General features: G+C 43.7%; 25 protein-coding genes. 3 read left to right on the top strand and 22 right to left on the bottom strand.

Annotated features, from left to right (window positions below):
* Positions 1-7: 7 nt before the first annotated feature.
* The 11 genes from rnc to A5870_RS15060 form a co-directional block, all read right to left on the bottom strand.
* Positions 8-700: a ribonuclease III gene (rnc, locus tag A5870_RS15115; RefSeq protein ID WP_005227136.1), complete on the bottom strand. Its 693-nt coding sequence runs from the start codon at positions 698-700 to the stop codon at positions 8-10.
* Positions 701-913: 213 nt separating this feature from the next.
* Positions 914-2,698 (bottom strand): oligopeptide ABC transporter substrate-binding protein, encoded by a 1,785-nt coding sequence (locus A5870_RS15105; protein WP_086293779.1) that lies wholly within the window; start codon positions 2,696-2,698, stop codon positions 914-916.
* Positions 2,699-2,714: 16 nt separating this feature from the next.
* Positions 2,715-3,584: an ABC transporter permease gene (locus tag A5870_RS15100; RefSeq protein WP_153883525.1), complete on the bottom strand. Its 870-nt coding sequence runs from the start codon at positions 3,582-3,584 to the stop codon at positions 2,715-2,717.
* A 63-nt stretch (positions 3,585-3,647) separates the two neighbouring features.
* Positions 3,648-4,604 carry an oligopeptide ABC transporter permease gene (gene opp4B, locus A5870_RS15095; protein ID WP_086293775.1) on the bottom strand — a complete coding sequence of 319 codons (957 nt, stop codon included), beginning with the start codon at positions 4,602-4,604 and terminating at the stop codon, positions 3,648-3,650.
* Positions 4,604-5,548: an ABC transporter ATP-binding protein gene (locus A5870_RS15090; protein WP_077453896.1), complete on the bottom strand. Its 945-nt coding sequence runs from the start codon at positions 5,546-5,548 to the stop codon at positions 4,604-4,606. Before A5870_RS15090 ends, opp4B begins: the two co-directional genes overlap by 1 nt.
* Positions 5,549-6,556, bottom strand: coding sequence for an ABC transporter ATP-binding protein (locus A5870_RS15085; RefSeq protein WP_086293773.1), 1,008 nt, complete (start codon positions 6,554-6,556; stop codon positions 5,549-5,551).
* A 323-nt stretch (positions 6,557-6,879) separates the two neighbouring features.
* Complete coding sequence (gene acpP / locus A5870_RS15080; protein ID WP_005227129.1) at positions 6,880-7,122, bottom strand: acyl carrier protein; 243 nt, start codon at positions 7,120-7,122, stop codon at positions 6,880-6,882.
* 110 nt (positions 7,123-7,232) lie between these two features.
* The gene (plsX, locus tag A5870_RS15075; RefSeq protein WP_077453897.1) at positions 7,233-8,252 is read right to left on the bottom strand and encodes a phosphate acyltransferase PlsX; all 1,020 of its coding nucleotides are present in this window, start codon (positions 8,250-8,252) and stop codon (positions 7,233-7,235) included.
* A gap of 45 nt (positions 8,253-8,297) precedes the next feature.
* Positions 8,298-10,328 carry an ATP-dependent DNA helicase RecG gene (gene recG / locus A5870_RS15070; protein ID WP_086293771.1) on the bottom strand — a complete coding sequence of 677 codons (2,031 nt, stop codon included), beginning with the start codon at positions 10,326-10,328 and terminating at the stop codon, positions 8,298-8,300.
* Between the two features lie 111 nt (positions 10,329-10,439).
* Positions 10,440-12,122, bottom strand: a complete 1,683-nt coding sequence (locus tag A5870_RS15065) for a DAK2 domain-containing protein (protein WP_086293769.1) — start codon at positions 12,120-12,122, stop codon at positions 10,440-10,442.
* Positions 12,123-12,168: 46 nt separating this feature from the next.
* The gene (locus tag A5870_RS15060; protein ID WP_005227125.1) at positions 12,169-12,531 is read right to left on the bottom strand and encodes an Asp23/Gls24 family envelope stress response protein; all 363 of its coding nucleotides are present in this window, start codon (positions 12,529-12,531) and stop codon (positions 12,169-12,171) included.
* Positions 12,532-12,797: 266 nt separating this feature from the next.
* Between A5870_RS15060 and rpmB the strand changes: the two genes are divergently transcribed.
* Both rpmB and A5870_RS15040 read left to right on the top strand, forming a co-directional pair.
* Entirely contained in the window at positions 12,798-12,986 is a 189-nt protein-coding gene (gene rpmB, locus A5870_RS15050) for a 50S ribosomal protein L28 (RefSeq protein WP_003128045.1), read from the top strand.
* 162 nt (positions 12,987-13,148) lie between these two features.
* Positions 13,149-15,797, top strand: a complete 2,649-nt coding sequence (locus tag A5870_RS15040) for a YfhO family protein (RefSeq protein WP_086293765.1) — start codon at positions 13,149-13,151, stop codon at positions 15,795-15,797.
* Between the two features lie 202 nt (positions 15,798-15,999).
* Here the strand turns inward: A5870_RS15040 and A5870_RS15035 are convergent, their stop codons facing one another.
* Complete coding sequence (locus A5870_RS15035) at positions 16,000-16,986, bottom strand: Rgg/GadR/MutR family transcriptional regulator (protein ID WP_086293763.1); 987 nt, start codon at positions 16,984-16,986, stop codon at positions 16,000-16,002.
* A gap of 303 nt (positions 16,987-17,289) precedes the next feature.
* Here A5870_RS15035 and A5870_RS15030 point away from each other — a divergent pair, with 303 nt between their 5' ends.
* Entirely contained in the window at positions 17,290-18,603 is a 1,314-nt protein-coding gene (locus A5870_RS15030) for an MFS transporter (protein ID WP_086293761.1), read from the top strand.
* Between the two features lie 57 nt (positions 18,604-18,660).
* Here A5870_RS15030 and truA read toward each other — a convergent pair whose 3' ends face one another.
* The 10 genes from truA to infA form a co-directional block, all read right to left on the bottom strand.
* Positions 18,661-19,407, bottom strand: coding sequence for a tRNA pseudouridine(38-40) synthase TruA (gene truA, locus A5870_RS15025; RefSeq protein WP_077453904.1), 747 nt, complete (start codon positions 19,405-19,407; stop codon positions 18,661-18,663).
* A gap of 155 nt (positions 19,408-19,562) precedes the next feature.
* Positions 19,563-20,360, bottom strand: a complete 798-nt coding sequence (locus tag A5870_RS15020; RefSeq protein ID WP_086293759.1) for an energy-coupling factor transporter transmembrane component T family protein — start codon at positions 20,358-20,360, stop codon at positions 19,563-19,565.
* Positions 20,350-21,216 (bottom strand): energy-coupling factor ABC transporter ATP-binding protein, encoded by an 867-nt coding sequence (locus tag A5870_RS15015; RefSeq protein ID WP_005232516.1) that lies wholly within the window; start codon positions 21,214-21,216, stop codon positions 20,350-20,352. Before A5870_RS15015 ends, A5870_RS15020 begins: the two co-directional genes overlap by 11 nt.
* A complete protein-coding gene (locus tag A5870_RS15010) occupies positions 21,192-22,028 on the bottom strand; it encodes an energy-coupling factor ABC transporter ATP-binding protein (protein ID WP_005227109.1) in 837 nt (278 codons plus the stop codon). Before A5870_RS15010 ends, A5870_RS15015 begins: the two co-directional genes overlap by 25 nt.
* Positions 22,029-22,299: 271 nt before the next feature.
* Complete coding sequence (gene rplQ, locus A5870_RS15005) at positions 22,300-22,680, bottom strand: 50S ribosomal protein L17 (RefSeq protein ID WP_003128038.1); 381 nt, start codon at positions 22,678-22,680, stop codon at positions 22,300-22,302.
* Positions 22,681-22,750: 70 nt separating this feature from the next.
* Positions 22,751-23,689: a DNA-directed RNA polymerase subunit alpha gene (locus tag A5870_RS15000; protein WP_086293757.1), complete on the bottom strand. Its 939-nt coding sequence runs from the start codon at positions 23,687-23,689 to the stop codon at positions 22,751-22,753.
* Positions 23,690-23,768: 79 nt separating this feature from the next.
* Positions 23,769-24,158 (bottom strand): 30S ribosomal protein S11, encoded by a 390-nt coding sequence (rpsK, locus tag A5870_RS14995; protein WP_005227104.1) that lies wholly within the window; start codon positions 24,156-24,158, stop codon positions 23,769-23,771.
* A gap of 27 nt (positions 24,159-24,185) precedes the next feature.
* Positions 24,186-24,551 (bottom strand): 30S ribosomal protein S13, encoded by a 366-nt coding sequence (rpsM, locus tag A5870_RS14990; protein WP_005227102.1) that lies wholly within the window; start codon positions 24,549-24,551, stop codon positions 24,186-24,188.
* 17 nt (positions 24,552-24,568) lie between these two features.
* Positions 24,569-24,685 (bottom strand): 50S ribosomal protein L36, encoded by a 117-nt coding sequence (rpmJ, locus tag A5870_RS14985; protein WP_002288710.1) that lies wholly within the window; start codon positions 24,683-24,685, stop codon positions 24,569-24,571.
* Between the two features lie 32 nt (positions 24,686-24,717).
* Positions 24,718-24,936, bottom strand: coding sequence for a translation initiation factor IF-1 (gene infA / locus A5870_RS14980; protein ID WP_002288695.1), 219 nt, complete (start codon positions 24,934-24,936; stop codon positions 24,718-24,720).
* Positions 24,937-25,008 lie beyond the last annotated feature (72 nt).

Genomic DNA, 25,008 nt, shown 5'->3' with positions numbered 1-25,008 from the left:
TCCTCTCTTACTGTTCAAGATCTGCCAAGGCATTCGCCGCGGCGTCCTGTTCTGATAATTTCTTCGATTTTCCTTGTCCTTTTCCGATCAAGGTATCATCGCAATAGACTTCCGTCCAAAAAATCCGTTCATGGGCGGGGCCTGCTTCTTTGATCAAACGATAATTGATGGAAACATCGCCGCCACGCTGCAAGACTTCTTGCAAGCGGGTCTTGTGATCCATCTCATGGGAAAAAGCACCTGCTTTTACTTTTGGAAAAACAACTTTCGTCAAAAAGCCGCTGACACTTTCCAGTCCTTGATCCAAGTATAACGCACCTAAAAAGGCTTCAAATAGATCACAAAGCAAAGAAGGTCGTTTACGACCGCCAGAGTTTTCTTCCCCTTTGCCTAGACGAATGTATTCATCGAATCGGCAATCTTTGGCAAACATGGATAAACTGTCTTCGCGAACGATTGCCGCCCGTAGCTTCGTCAGCTTACCTTCGGGCAGATCTGGCAATTCACGATACAAATACCGTGAAACGATCAACTCTAAGACAGCATCGCCCAAAAACTCTAAACGTTCGTTATCTGACAAGTGCAAGTTGCGGTGCTCATTCACATAAGATGAATGCGTAAACGCTTGTTCAAGCAGATCTACATCATGGAACACAATATCAAACTTTTCTTTTAGTTCTTTCGTTAATTGTGTATTCATTTGTCACATTCCTTCATTAGTTTATCGACACTTCCCTATTATACTGGTTTTTGCCGAATTATGAAATGTTTCCTCCAAATTCTTGGAAAGACCGTAATAAAAATTTATCTACTTAATCTTCTCCTGTATAAAAAAGCCTGTTTTCCTCAGATACCCGCAAAAAAACAGAAAAAAAAGACGTCCCAGAAAGGACGTCTTTTCACCGATCATTGATTAACGAGATTCAGCTGTAACTGAAACTGTTGCCCATGTATTATGGTCTGCATCATATGCCCATGTAAAGTCTTTCACGCGGTTTGAAATTGGTAAAACTTCATTCCGATAAAGTGTTGGGATTACGAATGCTTCATCTGCAGCATATTCTTGCCATGCATCAAATGCTTCTTTACGTTTTGTTTCGTCAAATGAATCTTTTGAATCGATTGCTTCTAATAGCTTCGTGTTTTCTTCAGATTCAAAACGAGTGTAGTTGAATGCTGAGTTTGGTCCATAAAGGCCAGTTGGAGAAGGATCTGATCCAGTTCCCCATGCACCTTGGTAAACATCAACTTCAGGATCATCATTTTTCAACTTGTCATAGAATGCTTGGAAGTCGATCAAACGACCTGTGGTGTATTGTACATCAAGTCCGATTTCATTCCATTGTTGGATGTAGTAATCTGCTAATGGTTGTGCTGTTTCGCCACCTGACATTGAAGCAAAGTTGATGGTCAATTTCTCACCATTTTTGTCTTCACGCATGCCATCACCATCAACATCTTTGTAGCCAGCATCATCAAGTAATTGATTTGCTTTGTCGATGTTTAAAGTGTAGCCTTCTACTTCGGTGTTGTGCAATGTGCCGAATACTGGTGGGATCAATGTCGTTGCATTTGTACGCAAGCCATTGTAGAAACGACTTCCGACAGCATCATTATCTAATGCATAGCCCATTGCTTGACGCAATGATTTATCCGCCATTTTTGAATCAGGATCGTAATTAACTTTTCCTTCTTCATCATTCCAAGTTCCCAATTTAAAGCCGATATAAGTATAGGCTTGTTCAGGACGACCTAAGATTTGGTAGCCATCTGTATCTTTGTATGTTGGGTACGTATCTGTTGGCATTGACAATGCAATATCATATTGTTTTGCATTCAAAGCTTCTACGATTGAAGAAGTTGGAACAGCTTTAAATGATAATTTATCCATTTTAGGAGCGCCGCCGTAGTAGTACTCATTTGGTACATACTCAACAGATTCTCCCGCAACGATATTTGACATCACATAAGGACCAAAGACGATTGGATTTTTACGAACAGGATCGCTTGATTCCATATCTTTGACTTCAATTCCTTCAAAGGCGTGTTTTGGTAATGCTGAAGACCAAATACCGCCACCGGCTTGCATCATACCAGGGTGAACTTCTTTGTATTGAATTTTAACGACTTTGTCACTTTCTTTGGTGATACCAGAAATTGTATCAGCTTTGCCATCATGATAATCTTCCATACCAACAATGTTAGTAAAGTTATTATCGTAACGGATACCTGTATAATCTTTATGACCGATTACTTCATAAGAAAAGATCACGTCATCTGCCGTTACATCTTCACCGTCAGACCATTTCAAGTTATCACGCAATGTGATCGTTGCTGTGTTGTTTTCTTCGTCTAATTCAAGATTAGCCGCACCACCATCAACGATTCGGAAATCAGCGTCTGTTAAGAATAAACTTTCATTACTTGGTTTCATAAATTGTGCATCATAGTTATCTTGATAAAATTCTGTTTGGAACAACCCTTGGAATTGCGTATCCATCACTACTGCAACATCCAATGTTCCGCCTTCAATTGCATCCTCGTCATTCTTGACTTCTGTTGGCATTGAGCTGATATCTTCTGTTTCTGTCGCTGAATTACCGCCACCAGAAGAATCGGTTCCGCCGCCGTTGCTGCCACACGCTGCCAATGCTAACACTGACAAAAGAGTGACCATACCAAAAATATTTTTCTTCATCCTGTATCCTCCTTGTTTATCCTAGTCGTTGGCGCGCATCCGCTGAACGCTTAAATGCTTGACCAACGTAATTGATACTCAACATCAAGACTAAAATTAGAATTGATGCGGGTAACCAGATCCACTGTCTGTTGACCAGCACATCACCGCTGCTGGCATACCCGATCAGTGTCCCCAAACTTGGAACATTGGTCGGCAGACCAAAACCTAAGAATGTTAGTGTCGTTTCAATACCGATATTCGCTGCAAAGTTCATTGTTAAGTTGGTGATGATCAATGAGCTAAGGTTCGGCATGATTTCGCGGAACATGATGACAAAGTCATTGGTTCCGAGAGTTTTCGATGCACTAACATAGTCGCGACGGCCTTCTGAAAGGGTCTTACTTCGGAAGAGCCTTGCTTTTCCGACCCAGTAAAAGGCACTCATGACCCATATAAAGGTCCAAACGTTATAACGAGGTACGATCGATACGATAACGATAATGATCAGCATGATCGGTAAAATCATAACGAAGTCAACGATACGCATCAAAATATTATCAATGATACCGCCATAATAACCTGAGATGATCCCTAGTCCGACCCCAACGATCGACGTAATGATCGTGATTGAAAAACCAATCAAGATTGAGTTACGCGCACCGATGATCAATTGTCCCCAAACATCACGGCCACCTTCATCCGCCCCTAAAAGGTAGGTGCCGCCGTTTGGCGAAATCGCGCCAGGTACAGCGTATTTATCAAGGATGCTGACACGCATCACTTGTGATTGATCGATAACTGCCGAGCCGATAAACACGAATAATAAAACTGCGACTAACAAAACTAATGAAAAGATCGCCATTTTATCTTTTAAGAATTCGCGAAAAATCATTTTCAATCCCATAGGCGGGATGCTCTCTTGTTTTAGTACTTTTTCTTTCTTTTCAGACACATTTATCCCCTCCTATTACTGGATTCTGATTCTTGGATCGACAATACTCATGATGATATCTGACAGTAGCGTACCGATCAAGGTCGCTAGTCCTAAGATCAATGTTAGTGAAGTGATCACGGCATAGTCCCGTTGGACGATACTATCGATAAACAGTTTTCCGACACCTGGGTAGGCGAAGATTTTCTCAATGACCACAGAACCTGCGATCAATGACGTGATCTCGTAGCCCATTTGTGATGCGATCGGCAACGATGCATTCCGGAAAACGTGACGTGAGAAGACTTTATTCGTTGGTACCCCTTTTGAACGAGCGGTACGAACGAAATCCAATGATTTCGAATCAATGACTTCACTTCGCAAGTATTGGATCGTCACTGCTGTTCCTAATAATGCAGAAGTGATTGCCGGTAATAGTAGGTGATACAAACGACTCCAAAACTCAGCCATGCCGCTGACCCCCGGTGCAACGGAACCACCCGTTGGGAACCAAGCCAATCGGTAACCGAAGATGAACAATGCGATCAACGCAAAGATAAACAACGGTACGGCGAAACTGAAGAAGTTGTAAACAACGACGACTTTATCAAGCAATGAATTTTGGTAACGTCCTGCCCACATCCCTAAAGGAATGGCAATCACGTAAGTCAAAATGACCGTCAATAAAGATAACCACAATGTATTGCTGATACGTCCTGCTAATAATGTTGAAACAGGCAATTTATAGATAAAGCTTTGTCCAAAGTCCCCTTTTAAGGCATTTCCGATCCAACGGAAATACTGGGTATACCATGGGTCATTCAAACCAGCGGCTTCACGCATCCGCTCAATAACAGCTGGATCTTGGTTTGGATTGATCAAACCAGTAAATGGATCCCCAGGCATTGCTTGTGCGATCAAGAAAATCAAGATACTCAAAATAATGACTTGCGGGATCATCAACAACAAACGACGTAGAATTGTTTTCCACATTATTCAGCACCCCCGTTTTTCAATGCGACTTGGTGCGACTCGGTGATTTTACGCAAGTCATACACTCTGCCAGATTCGTCGTAGTAATCTTTTTGATGGGTCACATATTCCAACTCGACCTTGCGACGGTTTTCTTTGTGAGCATCGCGATTTTTTACGTCGATTTGAGGAATCGCTGATAATAAACGTTTTGTATAGATGTGACGCGGGTCTTGGTAGATGTCTTCCCGTGTCCCGATCTCAACGAAGCGGCCTTTGTACATGATGGCGATATTGTCGCACATGTGTTTTACGACCCCTAAGTCATGAGAGATAAATAAGAAACTTAAGCCAAATTCTTGCTGGATCCGTTTCATAAAGTTCAGTACCTGCGCTTGAACGGATAAGTCAAGGGCTGAAACCGGCTCATCGGCAACGATCAGTTTTGGATTGGATGCTACCGCGCGGGCAACCCCTAACCGCTGACGTTGTCCACCAGAGAACTCGTGAGGATATTTGTATAGGGCATCTTCTGGCATCCCAACGATATCCAACAAACTTTTCACACGTGTTTTCTCTTCTTGATCGCTTAAGCGTTCAAAGTTGCGCAATGGTTCTGCGATAATGTCTACCACGCGTTTTTTAGGATTCAAGCTAGACATTGAATCTTGGAAAATCATTTGGACATCTTTGTTGTAGTTCATTTTTTTGCGGACGGAACGTTTGGTCACGTCTTGCCCATCATAAATGATTTCGCCACTGGTGATTTTTTCTAACCCAACGATGGCTTTACCCGTCGTGGATTTACCAGAACCAGACTCACCAACCAATCCGTAGGTTTTTCCTTTTTCTATGATGAAGTCCACACCGTCAACGGCATACACATGGTCCGTGACACGGTTGAAGAATCCGCTGCGAATAGGATAGTGGACTTTCAGATCTTTGATTGTAATTAATTCTGTCATCTACACTTCTCCTTCTTCGTCTCTAAAATGAAAATGCTTGTAGCATGTGCAACGGACCAAATGATCAGGTGCTACTTCATGCAAGACTGGGTTTGCTTCGTGGTCGCTTTCAGCGATCCAAGGAATCCGTGCGGCAAACCGACAACCGGTCCGAGGCATATTTTTCAAGGAAGGAACCACGCCCTCGATCACATGCAGTTCACTGTCTTGTGAGTTTTCTTGAGGGATCGAGTTAAGCAGTGAGCGGGTGTATGGATGTTTCGGATTGGCAAACAACTCTTCGGCTGTTGCGACTTCCACAAACTGTCCCCCGTACATTACGGCTACTCGGTCGGCCATCTCTGCTACGACACCTAAATCGTGGGTGATCAAAATGATCCCCGTTTGCGTTTCTTCTTGCAAATCTTTTAGTAGATCAAGGATCTGTGCTTGGATCGTCACGTCCAACGCGGTCGTTGGTTCATCGGCAATAATGATTGGTGGTTTACAAGCAATCGCGATCGCAATGATGACCCGCTGACGCATCCCACCTGACAATTCATGAGGGTATTGACGTCCTACTCGCGGTGGATTCGGGATCCCAACTTGTTCTAATAATTCTAATGCCCGTGCTTGGCGCTGTTCGGCATTCATATCTGTATGATAAGACAAGCCTTCTTTGATTTGGTCTTCGATCCGCATCAACGGATTCAGTGCAGACAACGGATCTTGGAAAATCATCCCAATATCATTTCCGCGAATTTTGTTGTATAACGTTTCGTTTAAGTTTGACAAGTTTAAATCTTTATATAAGATTTCTCCAGTGATTTTCGTGTTGTTTGGGTCATGTAGCCCCATGATCGTTGTAGCTAACGTACTTTTTCCGCAACCAGATTCTCCTACGATTGCTAAGATCTCATTACGATCCAGTGTAAAAGAAATACCATCTACTGCGTCATAGTAATCGTCTTTGATACGAAAACCTGTGTGAAGGTTTTGAACATCTAGTAATTGATTATCTCTGGACAATCGAATACCCCTCTCTACTTTCTAAGATGTCTTGCGTTTTAATGTAAAAAAAGAAGGAACATGCATTTCATTTCCAAAAGCTTTCTTAACATTGTATAATATATTCTTAATAATTATATAGAAATGCTAACAATAATGCAAGTCCCAGAAAACTTAAAACACTGAATTTTCAGAAAATTTACATTACGCTTCCAACGCCGCTATGTCAGGTTTAACCATCGTTTTTTTGATTGCATTTTTGAAGAAAAGCCGCCCAAATCACGGCGGATCAATTATGAGAAAGAAAGAGCTAAGTCATCTAGGACTTAGCTCTTATGTCTGTCTTAAGCAAGATGGCTTGAAATATAATCAACCGCTCCACCGACTGTTTCGATCTGCTCGGCATCTTCATCAGAAATCTCTGTACCAAATTCATCTTCTAGTTCAAGGACGAATTCCATCACACTGATCGAATCAGCGTTCAAGTCGTCTTTAATGCTCATCGTATCCGTTACGTTCTCTGCGTCAATTTCAAAATGATTGGCGATCACGACCGCAACTTTCTTGAATACTTCATCTCGTGTCAACTGGCTTCACCTCCACGCGTTTGCACAAAACATAGAATGGCTAACAAACATTGTACTGCTTTCTATGCTTTTTGTCTAGATATTTTTGCAATTTCATTACAATGATTGCATTATGATTGCGTTTCGTCTTTTGCAGTCGGCATTTCTTCAAAGTGGGCGACTAATTGGGCCACAACATCTGTTGCTAGCATCGTATGGATCTGCTTGATGGTGTACGCTACCGCTTCTGGTCCTGTCGCCCCATGGGTTTTGATGACTGGTGCTTTCAAACCAAATAATACGGCCCCGCCATGTTTCGCATAATCCATCTCATTTTTTACTTTTCGCAACGCATCCTTCAGTAACAACGCCCCTAATTTCCCTTTGGTACCTGAATCAAGAATCGATTGCTTCAACAACGCCATTAAGTTCAAGGCAGTTCCTTCGATCGATTTCAAAACAGCATTTCCAGTAAAGCCATCTGTCACGACGACGTCAGCTGCACCATCCAATAATTCCCGAGCCTCGACATTGCCGATAAAATGGATCGTAGGGTCTTGCGAAAGCAGTTCAAAGGCTTTTTTCGTCAATTCGCTGCCTTTGGTTTCTTCCGTTCCGTTATTTAACAAGCCGACCCTTGGTCGATTGATCCCGCGAACTTTTTGGGCATAAAAGGACCCTAAGACGGCATAGTTTGCCAAATGTTCTGGTTTATTGTCGGCATTAGCGCCTAGATCCAGCATGTCAAAGCCAGCATCTTTGCCGATCACTGGCATTGTGGACATCAATCCGGGACGGTCGATCCCTTTGATCCGACCAACGATGAACAACCCGGCCGCTAATAAAGCACCGGTATTTCCGGCTGAAAAAATCGCATCTGCTTCGCCATTTTTCACTGCTTGTGCCGCTAAGACCATTGAGGCCGTTTTTTTTCGTCTGATTGCTTTAACAGGTTCATCATCACTATTGATTTTTTCATCTGTGTGGATAATAGTGACATTTTTATCATCCGTCATGTATTTTTTGATTTCATTTTCTTTTCCGTAAAGGAGGAATTCAATCTCTGGAAAATCTTTTTTCGCCAGCATAACCCCTTCTACGATCGCTTTTGGGGCGTTGTCTCCGCCCATTGCATCAACAGCAATCCGCATCTCGCTGCCACTCCCTTCATTTTCCCAATCAGTATAGCATATTCTTTAATCAAAAAATTGTTTGTCTGCTTTTTTTGCTGCTAAATAGTTCGCCAACGCCGTGAATTCCGGCAATAGCTGCCAGCCATTTTTTTGCCAAAGCTGGGTTGCCTCAACTTGAGCCACTTCTAGAATGTGGGCATCCGCGACTAAATCGGCAGCCGCAAACTCTGACAAGCCCGATTGTCGATTGCCGAAGACTTCTCCTGGCCCCCGCAACTGCAAGTCTTTTTCGCTGACTATAAAGCCATTGGTGGTTTCTGTCATGATCTTCATTCGTTCGACCCCCGTCTCATTTTTCGGGTTCGCGATCAAAATACAGTAAGAAGCATCGGCGCCGCGTCCTACCCGTCCACGTAATTGGTGGAGCTGGGCTAACCCGAAGCGATCAGCGTCAATGATCAGCATCACTGTCGCATTAGGGACATTGACACCTACTTCGATGACTGTCGTGGAAACCAAGATCTGCAGTTGATTTTCTTTGAAGGCTTCCATGATGCTGTCCTTTTCTTGATTCTTCATTTTCCCATGCAGCATTCCCACTTGATAAGTAGGAGAAAAGTAACTTTGCAGCTGCTCATAAATCTCCGTGGCATTCTTGACATCCAGCATTTCGGATTCTTCGATCAAAGGACAGATGACATACATCTGATGCCCCTGTGCCAATTCTTTTTGCGCCCACTCTAAGATCGATTCAAACTGCGGCGGTCGGACCCAGCGCGTCTCTACAGGAATCCGTCCTGCCGGCATCTCATCGATCACCGAAACATCCATTTCGCCATAAGCCGTGATCGCTAGCGTACGAGGGATCGGCGTGGCGGTCATAAAGAGTACATCAGGAAGATAGCCTTTTTCCCGTAAGACTTTTCGCTGATTGACCCCGAAACGGTGTTGTTCATCGGTGATGACTAAGCCAAGATGTGCAAAGTCTACCCCTTCTTGAATCAGCGCATGGGTCCCAACGATGATGTCGATCTCCCCAACTGCTAATTGTTCTAAGATGACCCGCCGTTCTTTTGGTTTGGTCGAGCCTGTCAAAAGAGCGGTGGTCACTTCTAAGGGGTCAAAGAGTTGATTCAAGCTCTCTAGGTGCTGCTGGGCCAAAATCTCAGTCGGCACCATCAGTGCGCCCTGAAAGCCAGCCGTCATCGTAGCATAGAGGGCGATCGCCGCCACGACTGTTTTCCCGCTTCCTACATCTCCTTGCAAGAGTCGCTGCATGTGCTGCGGACTTTTCAGGTCATGGCAGATTTCATTGGTCACGCGCTTTTGCGCATTCGTCAATTCAAAGGGCAGTTTACGAGTAAACTCTTTCAAGCGTTGCACATCATAATCGATCGCCAAGCCGTTTTTCTCGGCTTTTTCGCTTTTCTTCAGTCCTTGGATCTGCATCTGGAACAAAAAGAACTCTTCAAAAATCACCCGCCGCTTCGCTTGATGACTCTCTTGGGGATCTTTAGGAAAGTGCATCGCAAACATCGCGGATTTCCGATCCAACAAGCGATATTTTTCGATCAATGACAAAGGCAAGATCTCTGTGATCTGATCACCAAAATCAAGGAATGCCTGTTTGATCAGTTCGATCAACACACTTTGACGCACGGCTTTATTGACATGATAAATGGGGGCAAAGTCTTCTGCGCTCTTGCTGCCAAGAATTTTCATCCCCGTCAGTCCTTTGCGTTTGGCGTCCCATTTGCCATAGACGGCGATCTCTTCTGAGACCTCTACTTTATCTTTCAAATAAGGCTGATTGAAAAAGGAGACATTAAAGACATCGTGGTCTTGCATCATGCGAAATTGCAACCGACTTTTTTTATAGCCAAAGCGATTGACGACCGGCGGGGAAACGACGATCCCCTTGATCGTTACTTTTTCTTGGTCTTGAATCTCCGCTAATTGCCGTTCTTGAATGTCTTCATAACGAAACGGATAATACTTTAGCAGGTCTTCGATGGTTTCGATTCCTAAACTCGCCAAGTCTTGGGCGCGTTTTTCTCCGACACCCTTTAATACCGTAAGTGGCTGATTCAGCATAGGTACCCTCCTTTTCCAAAGTGATTTTATTTATTGCAGAGATTCCTGCATTCATAGAAAAAGACGGAGCCAAAAATCATCTACGATTTTTGCCCCCGCCGCCTAATTTGTTTATTCTGCTGAGAAAAGATACGGATAAACCGGCTGATCTCCTTGATGGATCTCTACTTCGATCTCAGGATGCAGTTCAACGATCGCTTCTTCGATTTTGGCTGCTTCTTTGGCTTTGCCTTCTTCACCGATAATGATGGTGACGATCTCAGTATCTTCTGTGATCATTTTTTCTAAGGTAGTCATAGAAGCAGAGAAACGATCAGGAACAGAAACAACGATTTTGCCGTCGACCATTCCTAAGAAGTCGCCTTCTGTGATTTCGATGCCATCGATTGATGTATTACGGATCGCATGAGTCACTGATCCGCTGACAACACTTGCTAAGACATCGGTCATGGCTTGCTGATTTTCAGCTAGTGTGGACTGCTCGTGGAATGCCAGCATCGCCGTCATCCCTTGAGAGATCGTCCGTGTTTCAACAACCGCTACTGGAATCTCGGAAACTTCCGCTGCTTGCTGCGCCGCCATAAAGATATTTTTGTTGTTCGGTAAGACGATCACTTGATCAGCATTGACTTCATTGATTGCCACCAAAATGTCTTCTGTACTTGGGTTCATCGTTTGGCCACCACTGATGACATAAGAAGCGCCTAGGCTAGTAAACAATTCTTTCAAGCCTTCCCCCGCCGCGATCGCAATGATCGCAAATGGTGTCCGCGGACGTTTTACTGGTGCTGGTTTTGCTTCTTGCTGATCGTGTTCCAAGATTGTTTCATGCTGAAGGCGCATGTTGTCGACTTTGATTTTCACCAATGAACCAAATTTTTGCCCATAATTCATGACTTCGCCGGGATGTTCCGTGTGAACATGGACTTTGATGATCTCATCGTCGTTGACCACTAATAAGGAATCTCCCAACTCGTTTAAGTAATTACGGAATGTTTCATAATCGAATTCACTATCAACGGTCGGACCTTCACCAATTTTCACCATGATTTCTGTACAATAACCAAAAGTGATATCTTCAGTCGCTAATTGCCCTTGGACACTGCGATGATGTTCCGCATTGACCATTTCATCCATTGCAGCTGGAGATGGTTCAAAAATTTCATCGGCTGGGTATTCCCCGGTCAATGCATTTAAGAAGCCTTCATAGATAAACAACAGGCCTTGACCGCCACTATCTACCACACCGACTTCTTTTAAAACCGGTAATAGATCAGGGGTTTTCGCCAATGACCGTTTTGCGCCATGAACCACTGCTTTCATGACTTCGATACAATCATCAGTGGTTTGGGCTTTTTTCTCGCCATATTCAGCGGCGATGCGTGCCACAGTCAGGATGGTTCCTTCCACAGGCTTCATGACTGCTTTATAGGCGGTTTCTACTCCATGAGTAAAGGCTTGAGCCAATTCTGGTGCAGTGAGTGTTTCTACGGTTGGAATTGCTTTAGAAAAACCGCGGAATAATTGAGACAAAATGACGCCGGAATTCCCACGTGCGCCCATCAATAGTCCTTTTGAAAGTGTAGCGGCAAGATCGCCGACGTTTTCTGAAGTCGCATCTGCGACCGCTTTTGCTCCACTGGTCATGGATAGATTCATGTTTGTCCCGGTATCTCCATCTGGAACAGGAAACACATTCAATGAGTTGACAAACTCTGCATTAACTTGTAGACGAGCCGCGCCTGCCTGCACCATTTCTTGAAACTGACTTGCGCTGATATTCGTTACCTTCACTTAGATAGTCCTCCTTAAAATCATCCGCCATGAACGGATCCCTTGCCTAATCTGGCAGTACACGTACGCCTTGAACAAATACATTTACCGAGTTCGCAGATACACCTAGCATCGTTTCTAAGTTGTATTTCACTTTTTCCTGCACGTTGCGGGAAACTTCGGAAATCTTTGTTCCATAGCTGACGATCGTGTATACATCCACTGCAATGCCGTTTTCTTCTTGGCGGACAACGACACCGCGAGAATAATTTTCTTTTCGTAAAATTTCATTGATGTTATCTTTGATTTGTTTCTTGCTAGCCATACCAACAATGCCGAACACATCTGTTGCTGCGCCTCCGACCACTGTTGCAATGACTTCATTGCTGATTTCAATAATACCTGATGAGGTTTGAATTTTTACAGCCATTTTATAGCCTCCTTCAATGGGCATGACCCATCTTTCTTCTTACATATTTTATCATAGCTGTACCGCAAATAAAAGGATGAGTCATATGAAAAGGGGCTTTCTGACCAAACGTCTTGCATTTCGACCTTGTTTAATTTACAATGTTTACCGGGAAAAGTCAATGTTTCTTGAAAATTACTCTTGCTTTTTTCACCTTTCTGTGATAAATTCAGATGGTATGAGCTGAAATAGCGCTCCAACATCAAGGCAAAGGAGGAAATAACCACATGGCTAAAGTTTGTTACTTTACTGGACGTAAAACTACAAGTGGAAACAATCGTTCTCACGCAATGAATGCGACAAAACGTACTGTGAAACCTAACTTGCAAAAAGTTCGCGTTATGATTGACGGAAAACCTAAAAAAGTTTGGGTGTCAACTCGTGCTTTGAAATCTGGAAAAGTTGAGCGCGTATAATTAGACCTTTTCGGCCGTTCGTTTTGAACGGCTTTTTTTGTACCCTTTTTTCTTTGGTGCGCTTTCACTTAGGTTTTCATTAAAGAAAATAGGTCTTTGTTTTTTTAATCGATTCACCTGTGGTAAACTAAGAAAAAATTGATAAAGAACAGGTGACTTCTTGTGACGAAAATAAAAACATTTGCCAAACAACATTGGCCTTATATGCTTGCTAGTTTCTTCTTGCCGTTTCTTATCATGGCAGTGATCTATTTGACCATTGGCATCTACCCCGGCAGCAGCCGCAGCGTCTTAGCCAGTGATGCCTTTTCGCAATTCTCAAACTTTCATGCCAGCTTCCGCAATATGCTCTTAGGCAAGCAAAGTATCTTTTATACGTGGAACGCCTCCTTAGGCTTAAATTATCTGGCATTGATCTCCTATTACTTAGGCGGGATCTTCACTCCCCTGGTCTTGTTATTCCCGAATCAGCTGATGCCAGATGCGCTGTACTTTTTGACCTTGATCAAGATCGGCAGTGCGGGCTTGGCGTTTTGGTTTTATGCCAGCCAAACCTTTAAGATCCAACGTTGGCAACACGTGACCTTAGCCGTCTGTTATGCTTTGATGTCCTTCATCACCGCCCATTCGGAACTGATCATGTGGCTTGATGCCATGATCTATCTGCCACTGGTGATTTTAGGCATTGACCGTTTAGTGAAAAAGAAAAAACCAGTCGTGCTGTTTATCAGCTACTTGCTGTTATTTTTATCCAGTTTTTACATGGGCTTTATGATTGGTCTCTTTTCCGTGATGTATTTCTTGGTCCAATTGGGCCGCAACTGGAAACAAGCTCACGGGGCGATCATCCCTTACGGCATCACCTCCTTGTTAGCAGGGGGCGCCTCAATGGTGATCATCTTACCTGCCCTGCTGGATTTGCGGTCGAACGGGGAAGAGTTGACGACGATTTCTTCCTTTAAAACCGAAGCCACCGATGTCTTTGACCTTGTAATGAAAAACATGATTGGAGTATACGATACAACAAAATACGGCTCCATTCCCTTCATCTATATCGGCTTATTGCCGTTGCTGTTATGTATTTTATATTTTGTTTCGAAGAAAATCCGCTTGAAGGATAAATTCTTATACGCTGGCATGTTTGCTGTTTTGATTGCCAGTTTTTATATCGTGCCGATGAATCTTTTTTGGCACGGGATGCATGCCCCAAATATGTTCCTTTTCCGTTATGCCTATTTGTTCTCCTTCTTAGTGATCATGCTGGCGGGATACGGGTGGGAGCAGCTGCAGCAAAAAGATCGTGGATTGTTTCTCATTATTGGTCTTTCTACGATCGTGGTGTTTGCCCTCTCCTACGCATTGAAAGGACCTGGAACCTATGAATATGTTTCCGCTACTTCTTTTGCGCTAACGATCGTATTCTTTGTTCTTTACTTGTTATGTATTGGGTTCGGGCAATTAGGTCTTTTAACACAAAAACGAGTGACGATCTTGATGCTGATCTTCGTCTGCGGAGAAATGGCCGTCAATACCAGCGGCATGGTTCGCGGAATTTTGAATGATTGGAACTATGCTTCTCGCAGTTTGTATACAGAACCTTATCCGGACATCAAAAAACTAGTCACTCAAGCCAACGACGACAATGATACCTTTTTCCGATTAGAAAACCTTGACCCTGTTTCTTCCAACGACAGTATCAATTATGGCTACAGCGGGGTCAGCATGTTTTCTTCGATCCGTAACCGCAATTCTTCAAGCTACCTGGACAAACTGGGCTTTCGGTCCCGCGGCACCAATTTAAATATCCGCTATCCGAATAATACCTTGCTGATGGATGCTTTTACAGGAATCAAATACAATATCTCCAAGCCAAATCTCACCAAATACGGCTTTCAACGAGTCGGGGAATCTGGTGAATACAAGCTCTATGAAAATCAAAATGCATTACCTTTAGGTTTCTTGGCTGAACCGACCATCGAATCGATTGAACAGCCGCAAAACGACAACTTGACGAGCCAGAAAAATCTTTTCAACGGCTTGGCCGATTTAAATTTAGAGTATTTTGCCTTTCAGCCGATCACGGTGATCCATAGTAAAAATACAGATATCACCAATGACGGCATGTATATGAAATTTACCGAGCAAGAAAGCAATGTCGCAAAAGAAGTGACTTGGCAAGTGGAGGTTCCGGCGAACTCGCAAGCGTACTTGAGTCTCTTCCCTGCCAACTTCGGAGAATTGGAAAGCTCATCTGCCACCGTAACAGTCAACGGCCAGCAGCGAGAAACGCAAATCAGTATCAATGGTCAATACTACGACTTAGGGCACTACGAGACCGATACGACGGTTCAATTCACCGTCAGCTTCTACGGAACACCTGAGATCTCCTTCCAAAACCCGCAAGTCGTCACCTTGGATACCAACGCCTACCAACAAGCAATTGATGCGATCCAAGATCGAGGGGTCGCTATGACTGTCGGCAAACGCAGTGCCAAAGCCGATATCACGACTGAAAAAGAGCAGCAGCTTGTGACGACCATCCCTTATGACAAGGGCTGGACTGCTACGCTTGATGGCAAAGAAGTCCCAATCACGGCCTTTCAAGACGGCTTTATCAGTGTGACGATCCCAAGTGGTAGCCATCACTTGGAACTGTCCTTCTTGCCGCAAGGCTTTGTTATCGGTGTTTTCTTGTTCTTCGGCTGCATCGCATTGTTTATCTTGTTTGCTTGGTTTTACCAGAAACAAGTAGCCAAAAAGCAAGTCTTGGCCGAACAACGTCAACTCATGGATCAAGCGCCAGAAAACTAATCGAAAAAGAACCAACTCGTCCCTTTGAGGTGATCCCCTTAAGTTAGAGCAAACGCTGACTTATGGGTGTCCCTCAATGATCGGTGAGTTTGGTTCTTTTTTTGTGCTGGGGTTCCGCAGCTGTTCGCTCTAGTGGTCTTAGCATCCACTATCGACTAGGTCCCCTTCGATTCGGGGGCCAAATACCTAGCCCTTAGAGCGTTTAGCGAAACATAAGATAACTGTTAGGTTCTTCCGCATTTTTCTTGATGGAGTGCAACGATCGCTCCCATAATTTAACCATTTTGGTTTGTTTCAAGATGCGAAAGATCGAAAGCCCTTGGTCGATTTTCAACAGTCCTTTTTCTTGATCTCCATAAATATACCAATACCATCCTTGATAGCAAAGGAGATGCGTGCTGTTTAGCATGTCTCCGCGATCTGCCAATAATTCCTCCGCAATGGTCAACACCTCTTTTGCCCACTCCAGACGGCGAAAATTGACAAACGTCGTAAAACAACTAAAAATCAAATCCATTTGTATTTCTCGCATCATGGACAAACCTTGTTCTTTTTTGGTCCGTGAAATAGCAACCTGCAGTAAGTGATAGGAGGTTTCGACAGGAAACAAGAATTGAAAATAGCGAAACAGCAAAATCTCATAGACGCCCCAGTTGTCTACTTTCATAAGGTAGGAGATGACGGGTCGGGTTTTGATGCGTAGCTTTTCCATATATTCATCGGGTGAGCGGTCGGGTTTAGAACCTGAGAGATTGATTTCATGTATCTCCTTTGTAATCTCAAGGTACAGAAAAACAAAAGAATGCTGTTTGGAAGCGGCGATCAGTTCGCTGCGCATTTCCTCCAGCCCTTCTTTGCTTCGCTGGGCGTGGGCGTTACTCAAGTAAGCTTCTTTGTTGATCCCTAAGATTCGATCCAGTAAATCCATAAATTCGCTCGTCATATAGCTAGGGAAACTCATCAGGTTGTCGTGACTTTTTACGCCCTTTTGTTGTGCACGTAAATAATAAAACTCCTCCACCGTAACATGGATATTTTCTAATAGGCGTTCCAATCGATGAATACTGATACTTGAAGCACCTTGCTCAAATTTACTGATAAACGAGCGACTGTTTTGTTCATCCGCCACTTGAGCGATCGTATAGCCGCGCTCTTTGCGCAATTGTCGGTACAGTTTTCCTTCTTCCATAACCATCCTCCTCACAGCGATCGATCTGCAAACGCCAAACCAATCTTGCTTTACGAATGAAACTCTGCAATTAAATGCTACTATATTTAGATTCAAATTTAGATTCAACCCTATAAAATATTGAGGAACAAAATCTACGGTACCCTATTTATATGCCACTCTTTTAGCTGTTAGCCACTCGTGACAGTAACCTCTGGTATGCTCCTGGTACATTTAAATTCCACTATAGTGGAATATTTTCTCTTCCTAGTATAAAGCATCCTATACTGATTTTACAACGTAGAACGTGAAAGGATGATTTCGATGAAAGAATATCAACAAAACAAAGGCTATCGTGCCTTAGTCAACGCCGCCTTGCTCAGCGGCATCGGCATGAGTTTATTTAATATCGTCTTTGTAGTTTATGCCAGTACATTACCCTTTAATGCCCTTGCTGTTTCCTTAGCCTCCATGGCCCTGCTGGTCCCTGATCTCTTACGAATCCTGACGGGCTATCTAGCTGATCGTACCAAAAACAAAGTGCAATGGATGATCAGCAGTCGACTATTACAAGGAGTACTTTTTGTAGCACTCACTTTTTTGATCCAATTGCCGCCTAGTTTATGGTCTTTCTTCCTTTTGCTAGGCATCAACATTGTATCTGATTGTTTGGGCGCTTATTGTTCTGGGTTACAGTTGCCCTATGTTCGCCGTCTTGTGCCTGCTGACGCCTTAGACAGTGCCATGGGTTTTCAAATGGCGTGTCAAACCACCGTTCAAATCGTCTTTCAAGGGATCGGTGCTTGGGGGATCGTTTTACTGAATAATAATTTTGCCGCTTTTGGTTTGATCAATGCCGTGACGTTTTTCTTAGCCACAATCGTGATTTTCTGGAACCGCTCGCTCTTTTATGCGGTGCCTGGGAAAATCAATCAAGCACCAACACCACTCTTTCAGAATTTCTCGGAAACCTTTAAATTATTGACTGGTACGGCTTTTCTTAAAAAGATGATCCTATTTGCCTTATTGATCAATACCTTAGCCGCTAGTACGAGCGGTCTACTAAATCTCCAGTTGTTGGATGACCTTGCGCTTTGGTTTGCCACTTATGGTAACACCGTTGCGATGGCAGGTATCGCTACTTCGATCGGTATGGTCGCCGGTGCCTTGTTTGCTGCCGACTGGTTCAAGAATACCGGTCTGGTTCGCTTGATTACGTATACCGCTTTCGTTTTATGTCTGTTGACCTTGAATTTTCTCTTCCTGCATAACCGTTGGCTCATGATTGTGCTGCTCTTTGCTGAAGGCTACCTGATTGGGAAAATCAATCCCCGCTTTTCGGCACATCTGATTCGTGAGATCGATGAAGAACATCTCGCCATCAGCAGCGGGATCTTTTCCACCATCGTGATGCTAGGGGGACCCGTCGGTCAAATGGTCTTTTTAGGCATCGGCAATCGCTATCACGTTGCTTGGAGCTGGCTGCTTTACTTGCTTTTCGCATTTTTAGTAGCCATCGCCGCCTTAGTCGCTGCCAGTACTTTAGAAAAAAACCCCACTACTGCAGCATCTAAAAACGCGGCGGCAAGGACTGAAGATTGGCAAGAAACTACCCCTGTTTTGCCTGAGAAAAAATAAAAACACAAGCTTTCGCTTTCTCTTGTTGGATAAGAGCAGCGAAGCTTGTGTTTTTCCTTATTCATAGGCAACGTGAACCAAATACAATCCTTCTGGATGAGCTGTGGGTCCTGCCGCATTTCGGTCTTTTTGCGCAATGATTGCAGGAATACTGTCAGGTGCGAGGCGTCCATTGCCGATTTTCAGCAATGTGCCCACCATGATCCGAATCATCTTATACAAAAATCCATCGCCGCGAAAGGTAAAAATCAACTCATCTCCAGCGTCATTGACCGCCATGGACGCCTCATGGATCGTCCGTGTTTTGTCATCGACGGAACTGCCCGTCGCACAAAAACTGGTAAAGTCATGGGTGCCTAAAAAATCTGGCAACGCTCGTTGGATTTTTTCCAAATCTAGCGGATACGGATAATAGCTGGCATAATGGCGGCGGAAAGGACTGCGGGGTTTCCCAATATCTACCCGAAACTGGTAGGTTTTTTCAATGACTAAGTAGCGGGCATGGAAGGTATCGTCAACGATCTCCACCGATTTTACCGCAACATCTTCTGGCGTTTGGGTATCTAAACCAAAGCGCATTTTTTCCAGTGGACGCTTTTGAGGGAAATCGAAGTGGATCACTTGCCCTTGCGCATGGACCCCCGCATCGGTGCGGCCAGAGCCATGAATCTGGATCGGCTGCCCATTGTTCATCTTCGTTAATGTCTTTTCAATCTCTTCTTGAACCGTTCGTCCATTGGGTTGACGCTGAAATCCTTGAAAATTCGTGCCATCATAAGCGATCGTCGCTTTATAGCGGACCATTGAATCACCTGTTTCTTTCTATTTTTTCAAAAAAAGGCCTATGAGAAAAGTCTGATCGATCGAGAGGCCTTTTCGAACCAGCCGCTGGGATCGCCAGCAGCCTCGTTGCTTCGTTAAGAACCTTTCGTGGGTTGACTTCAATCATAGGTCTTCGATTATCCTCTTAAGAACACTAATGCTACTGTAAAGAGCGCAAAAACGATGACAACCAATGTGTCCCGTTGATGCCAGTGCAAAATACGATACTTGGTACGCCCTTCGCCGCCTTGATAGCCTCTGGCTTCCATAGCGGTAGCTAGATCTTCCGCACGGTTAAAGCTGCTGACAAATAAAGGAATCAATAAAGGAACGATCGCCTTCATCTTCTGCAACAGTCCCCCTTCACCGAAATCGACCCCGCGGGCACGCTGAGCATTCATAATTTTTTCTGTTTCATCCATCAGGGTCGGCACAAAGCGCAACGCAATCGACAGCATCAGTGAGATTTCATGGACAGGGAACCGGATCGCTTTTAAAGGACGCAAAATGTATTCGATCGCATCTGAAAGCTCTAATGGGGGTGTCGTTAACGTCAACAAGGTCGACATGAAAATGATCAAAACAAAACGGCAAAAAATAAAAATCCCGTTTTGGACACCAAATTCTGTGATGTTAAAGATCCACCAAGACCAGTAGACGTCGCCGCCGGTAGTAAATAAAATCTGTAACGCCACGGTAAACAAAATCAGCCAAATCAAAGGACGTACGCCGCGAATAAAGAAGCCAAAATCAATTTTTGAAAAGGAGATACAAAAAAGCGTAAAAACCCCCGCTAATAAATAGCTTTGCCAATTATTTGCCAAAAAGATAATCGCGATAAAATAAAAACTAGCAATCAATTTGACCCGTGGATCTAAACGGTGGATCAAGGAGTCCCCGGGAATAAAACGACCGAAAATCAGTTTATTCATCATGGGCAGTCGCCCCCTTTGCTACTAAAACATCTGCCAGTTCATCAGCCGTTAGCGGCAACTGCTCAAATGCCAATCCTCTGGCTTGGAGTTGCTCCGCAAATGCGGTTGCTGTCGGTACCCCTAACTGCTTTTCTTGCAACCAGGCAGTATCTTGAAACACAACGGACGGCGTGCCGGCTTTGACGAGACGGCCCTTTTCTAACACATAGACATAATCAGCATAGTTTGCCACATCATCCATCAAGTGGGTCACTAAAATGATCGTCATGTTCTTTTCCCGATGCAGGCGATCAAACATTTCCATCATCTCTTTGCGTCCTTGTGGATCTAAGCCCGCTGTCGGCTCGTCTAAGACCAAAACTTCTGGTTCCATAGCCAACACCCCAGCAATCGCTACACGGCGCATTTGGCCCCCTGAAAGGTCAAATGGTGAACGTTCCAGAAAACTTTCATCTAAACCTACCAATTGAATGTATTCTTGGGCTAATCCTTTGGCTGCTTCTTCGGAGACCCCAAAGTTTTTCGGTCCAAAAGCGATATCTCTCGCCACGGTTTCTTCAAATAATTGGGATTCAGGAAATTGAAAAACGATCCCAACTTTTTTACGTAACGGTTTTAGATTTTTGTTGTCTGTCTCGGGTTTGATGACTCGCTCACCGATCGTGACCGTGCCAGTCGTTGGTTTTAATAATGCATTCAAGTGCTGCAGCAACGTAGATTTTCCGCTCCCTGTATGACCGACTAAGGCGGTATAAGAGCCTTCTTTGATCTCTAAATCGATATCGAACAAAACCCGTTGTTCAAACGGAGAATGCGGTTGGTAGGTGAATCCTACTTGTTCAAAACGGATGTCCATAGCCAATCCACCATCCCTTCTTCAGTTAAGTACGCTTGCGGTACCGTGACGCCCCGCTGTTTTAGTGCCGCCTTTAATTTTTCAGGAAATGGCAGATCTAAGCCTAGCTCAATCAGTTCTGGACCTGCAGAAAAAATCTCTGCGGGTGTCCCTTCGCGGACGAGCTCTCCTTGACGCATCACCAGCACCCGATTGGCATTGGCTGCTTCATCGATATCATGGGTGATCGAAAGCACGGTCAAATTGTTTTTCTCTTTGATTTTTTTGATCGTTGCGATCACTTCTTCACGGCCTTCTGGATCTAGCATACTAGTGGCTTCATCAAGAATGATGATATCTGGGCGCAATGCAACGACGCCAGCAATGGCTACCCGCTGTTTTTGACCACCAGAAAGACGCGCGGGTTCCCGGGTCGCAAACTCGCTCATCCGTACTTGTTCCAGAGCGTCTTTGACACGAACCAGCATTTCTTCTCGCGGGATTCCTTGATTTTCCAAACCGAAAGCCACATCATCTTCCACCGTCGAACCAACGAATTGATTGTCAGGGTTTTGAAAGACCATACCGACCATTTTTCGAATATTCCAGATATTTTCTTCATTCAAAGGCAATTCGCCGACAGAAACACTGCCTTCTTGTGGCAAGATCAAGCCATTGATGGTTTTTGCTAAAGTTGATTTACCAGAGCCGTTATGGCCGATCAACGCCACCCATTCCCCTTTGTTGATGGAAAAGGATACGTTATTTAACGCGGCACGCTCTTCTTCGCTATAACGCACAGTAATAGCATTCAATTCAATGATTGGCTTCATGATAGACTCCTTCATTTGCGATTAATTCTTTCTAACACTACCAAAAAAGCGCACGTTTTTCAATGATTCACGCACGATTTGTCTCCAGATCTTTTTTTCACTTGCCATCACCTGTCTTGACAGGTAATCGAAAGTAAAAAAAAAGCACTTTATGATGAGTGCGTACACCTCGAAATACATCGAGGTGTAGGCGCTGAGCTAGACTCGGAAAGTTTCTTCCAACATCATAACACTCTTAGTAAACATCTATAAAGTGATGATAAGTGTGATTTTAAACAAGTTCTAGGATAACCATTGGTGCAGCATCTCCGCGTCTTGGTTCTGTTTTCAAGATACGAGTATATCCACCTTGGCGATCTGTGTAACGAGGAGCGATATCATTGAATAATTTTTGTAATGCTGATTCAATAACTACTTCTTCGTTTTCTTCACGTACACTTGCAACTTCATTACGAACGAATGCTGCTGCTTGACGACGTGCATGCAAATCACCACGTTTACCTAAAGTGATCATTTTTTCTGCAGTTGAACGAACTTCTTTCGCACGAGCTTCAGTCGTAACGATACGTTCGTTAATGAATAAATCAGTTGTCAAATCACGCAACATCGCTTTACGTTGGCTAGATGTGCGTCCTAGTTTACGATAACTCACGTGGTTTCCCTCCTTCACTTTCGAATGTTGTATCGGTCAGACGAACCGAACTAACGTAATCGAAAACGGTTTAATCGTCTTTACGTAGTCCTAAACCTAAATCATGTAATTTCACTTTGACCTCTTCAAGAGATTTACGGCCTAAGTTTCTTACTTTGATCATTTCTGGTTCAGATTTGTTTGTCAATTCTTGTACAGTATTGATTCCTGCACGTTTTAGACAGTTGTATGAACGAACAGATAAGTCTAATTCTTCGATGGTCATTTCCAACATTTTTTCTTTTTGTGTTTCTTCTTTTTCAACCATGATTTCAGCGTTTTTCGCTTCATCCGTTAGGTTAACAAAGATGTCTAAATGTTCAGTCATGATCTTCGCAGACAAACTCATTGCTTCCAATGGTTCGATTGAGCCATCAGTCCATATTTCCATCGTTAATTTGTCGAAATCATCCCGACGACCGACACGTGTGTTTTCTACTTGGTAGTTGACACGACGTACTGGTGTATAGATTGAATCGACTGGAAGAACACCGATCGGCATGTCTTCTTTTTTGTTTTCGTCCGCTTGAACGTAGCCGCGGCCAGGTTTCACTGTTAAGCGAGCATGGAACGTAGCACCTTCAGAAACGGTACAGATATACATATCTTTGTTAAGGATTTCTACATCACTATCAACGATGATATCGCCAGCAGTTACTGTAGCAGGTCCTGAAATATCAATTTCAAGGGTCTTTTCTTCATCCCCGTACATTTTCAATGCAAGACCTTTAATATTCAAGATGATTTGAGCAACGTCTTCCCGAACACCCTTAACAGTTGAGAATTCGTGTAAAACTCCATCGATTTGAATATTGGTGATTGCCGCACCAGGTAAAGAAGATAATAAAATACGACGTAGGGAATTTCCTAGTGTAGTTCCGTAGCCTCTTTCAAGAGGTTCCACGATGAACTTGCCATAATATTTGTCTTCATCAATCTTTGCGATTCTTGGTTTTTCGAATTCAATCATTCTTATCTATTACCCCTTTCAAAACGAAAAGTGTCTTGTTCAATGACGTATTTGTTACACTCAAAATGAGCAGCACTCATTAAACACGACGGCGTTTTGGAGGGCGGCATCCATTATGAGGGACTGGAGTCACGTCACGGATCGCACTCACTTCTAAACCTGCTGCTTGTAATGAACGAATTGCTGCTTCACGTCCAGAACCAGGTCCTTTAACTGTTACTTCAACAGTTCTTAATCCGTGTTCCATTGCTGCTTTGGTAGCTGTTTCTGCTGCCATTTGAGCGGCAAAAGGAGTAGATTTTTTGCTTCCTTTGAAACCTAATGAACCAGCTGATGACCATGCTAATGCATTACCATGAGTATCAGTGATCATTACGATTGTATTATTGAATGTTGAGTGAATATGTGCAATACCCGCTTCAATATTCTTTTTCACACGGCGTTTACGACTCACTTTTTTTGCTGCCATGAAGTTTTAACCTCCTTCACTTAGGAATTATTTTTTCTTGCCTGCGACTGTTTTAGACGGGCCTTTACGAGTACGTGCATTGTTTTTCGTGTTTTGTCCACGAACTGGCAATCCACGGCGATGACGGATCCCACGGTAAGAACCGATTTCCATCAATCGTTTGATGTTTAAGTTCACTTCACGACGAAGGTCACCTTCAACTTTTAATTTATCAACTTCTGCACGGATAGCATCTGTTTGTTCATTCGTTAAATCACGAACACGAACTTCTTCAGACACGCCAGCGTCAGCTAAAATTTGTTTTGCAGTCGTGTTACCAATACCATAGATATAAGTAAGTGAAACGACCACACGTTTATCACGAGGAATATCTACTCCTGCAATACGAGCCATATTTGTTACACCTCCGATTATCCTTGACGTTGTTTATGTTTTGGATTTGCTGGGCAAATCACCATAACGCGTCCTTTACGACGAATTACTTTACAATGTTCGCACATTGGTTTTACTGATGGTCTTACTTTCATGATAATACCTCCTGTGGTTTTACGGAGTACAATTATTTAAAGCGATAAGTAATGCGGCCACGGTTCAGATCATACGGGGATAATTCCACCGTCACTTTGTCTCCAGGTAAAATACGAATGTAGTGCATCCGGATCTTACCAGAAACGGTCGCTAGAACTTGGTGTCCGTTTTCCAATTCTACTTTAAACATTGCATTCGGCAAAGTTTCGACGACTGTACCTTCGACTTCAATCATATCTTCTTTTGCCACGCACAGTACCTCCTTGTACTTGTGATTTTCACACGATAAAATGGCGGAAACTCGGTTCCCACCTGATATTCT

The sequence above is a fragment of the Enterococcus sp. 2G9_DIV0600 genome, from assembly GCF_002140615.1.
In the GTDB taxonomy this organism is placed as follows: Bacteria; Bacillota; Bacilli; order Lactobacillales; family Enterococcaceae; genus Enterococcus_D; species Enterococcus_D innesii.
This window is presented reverse-complemented; position numbering and strand designations above follow the sequence as displayed.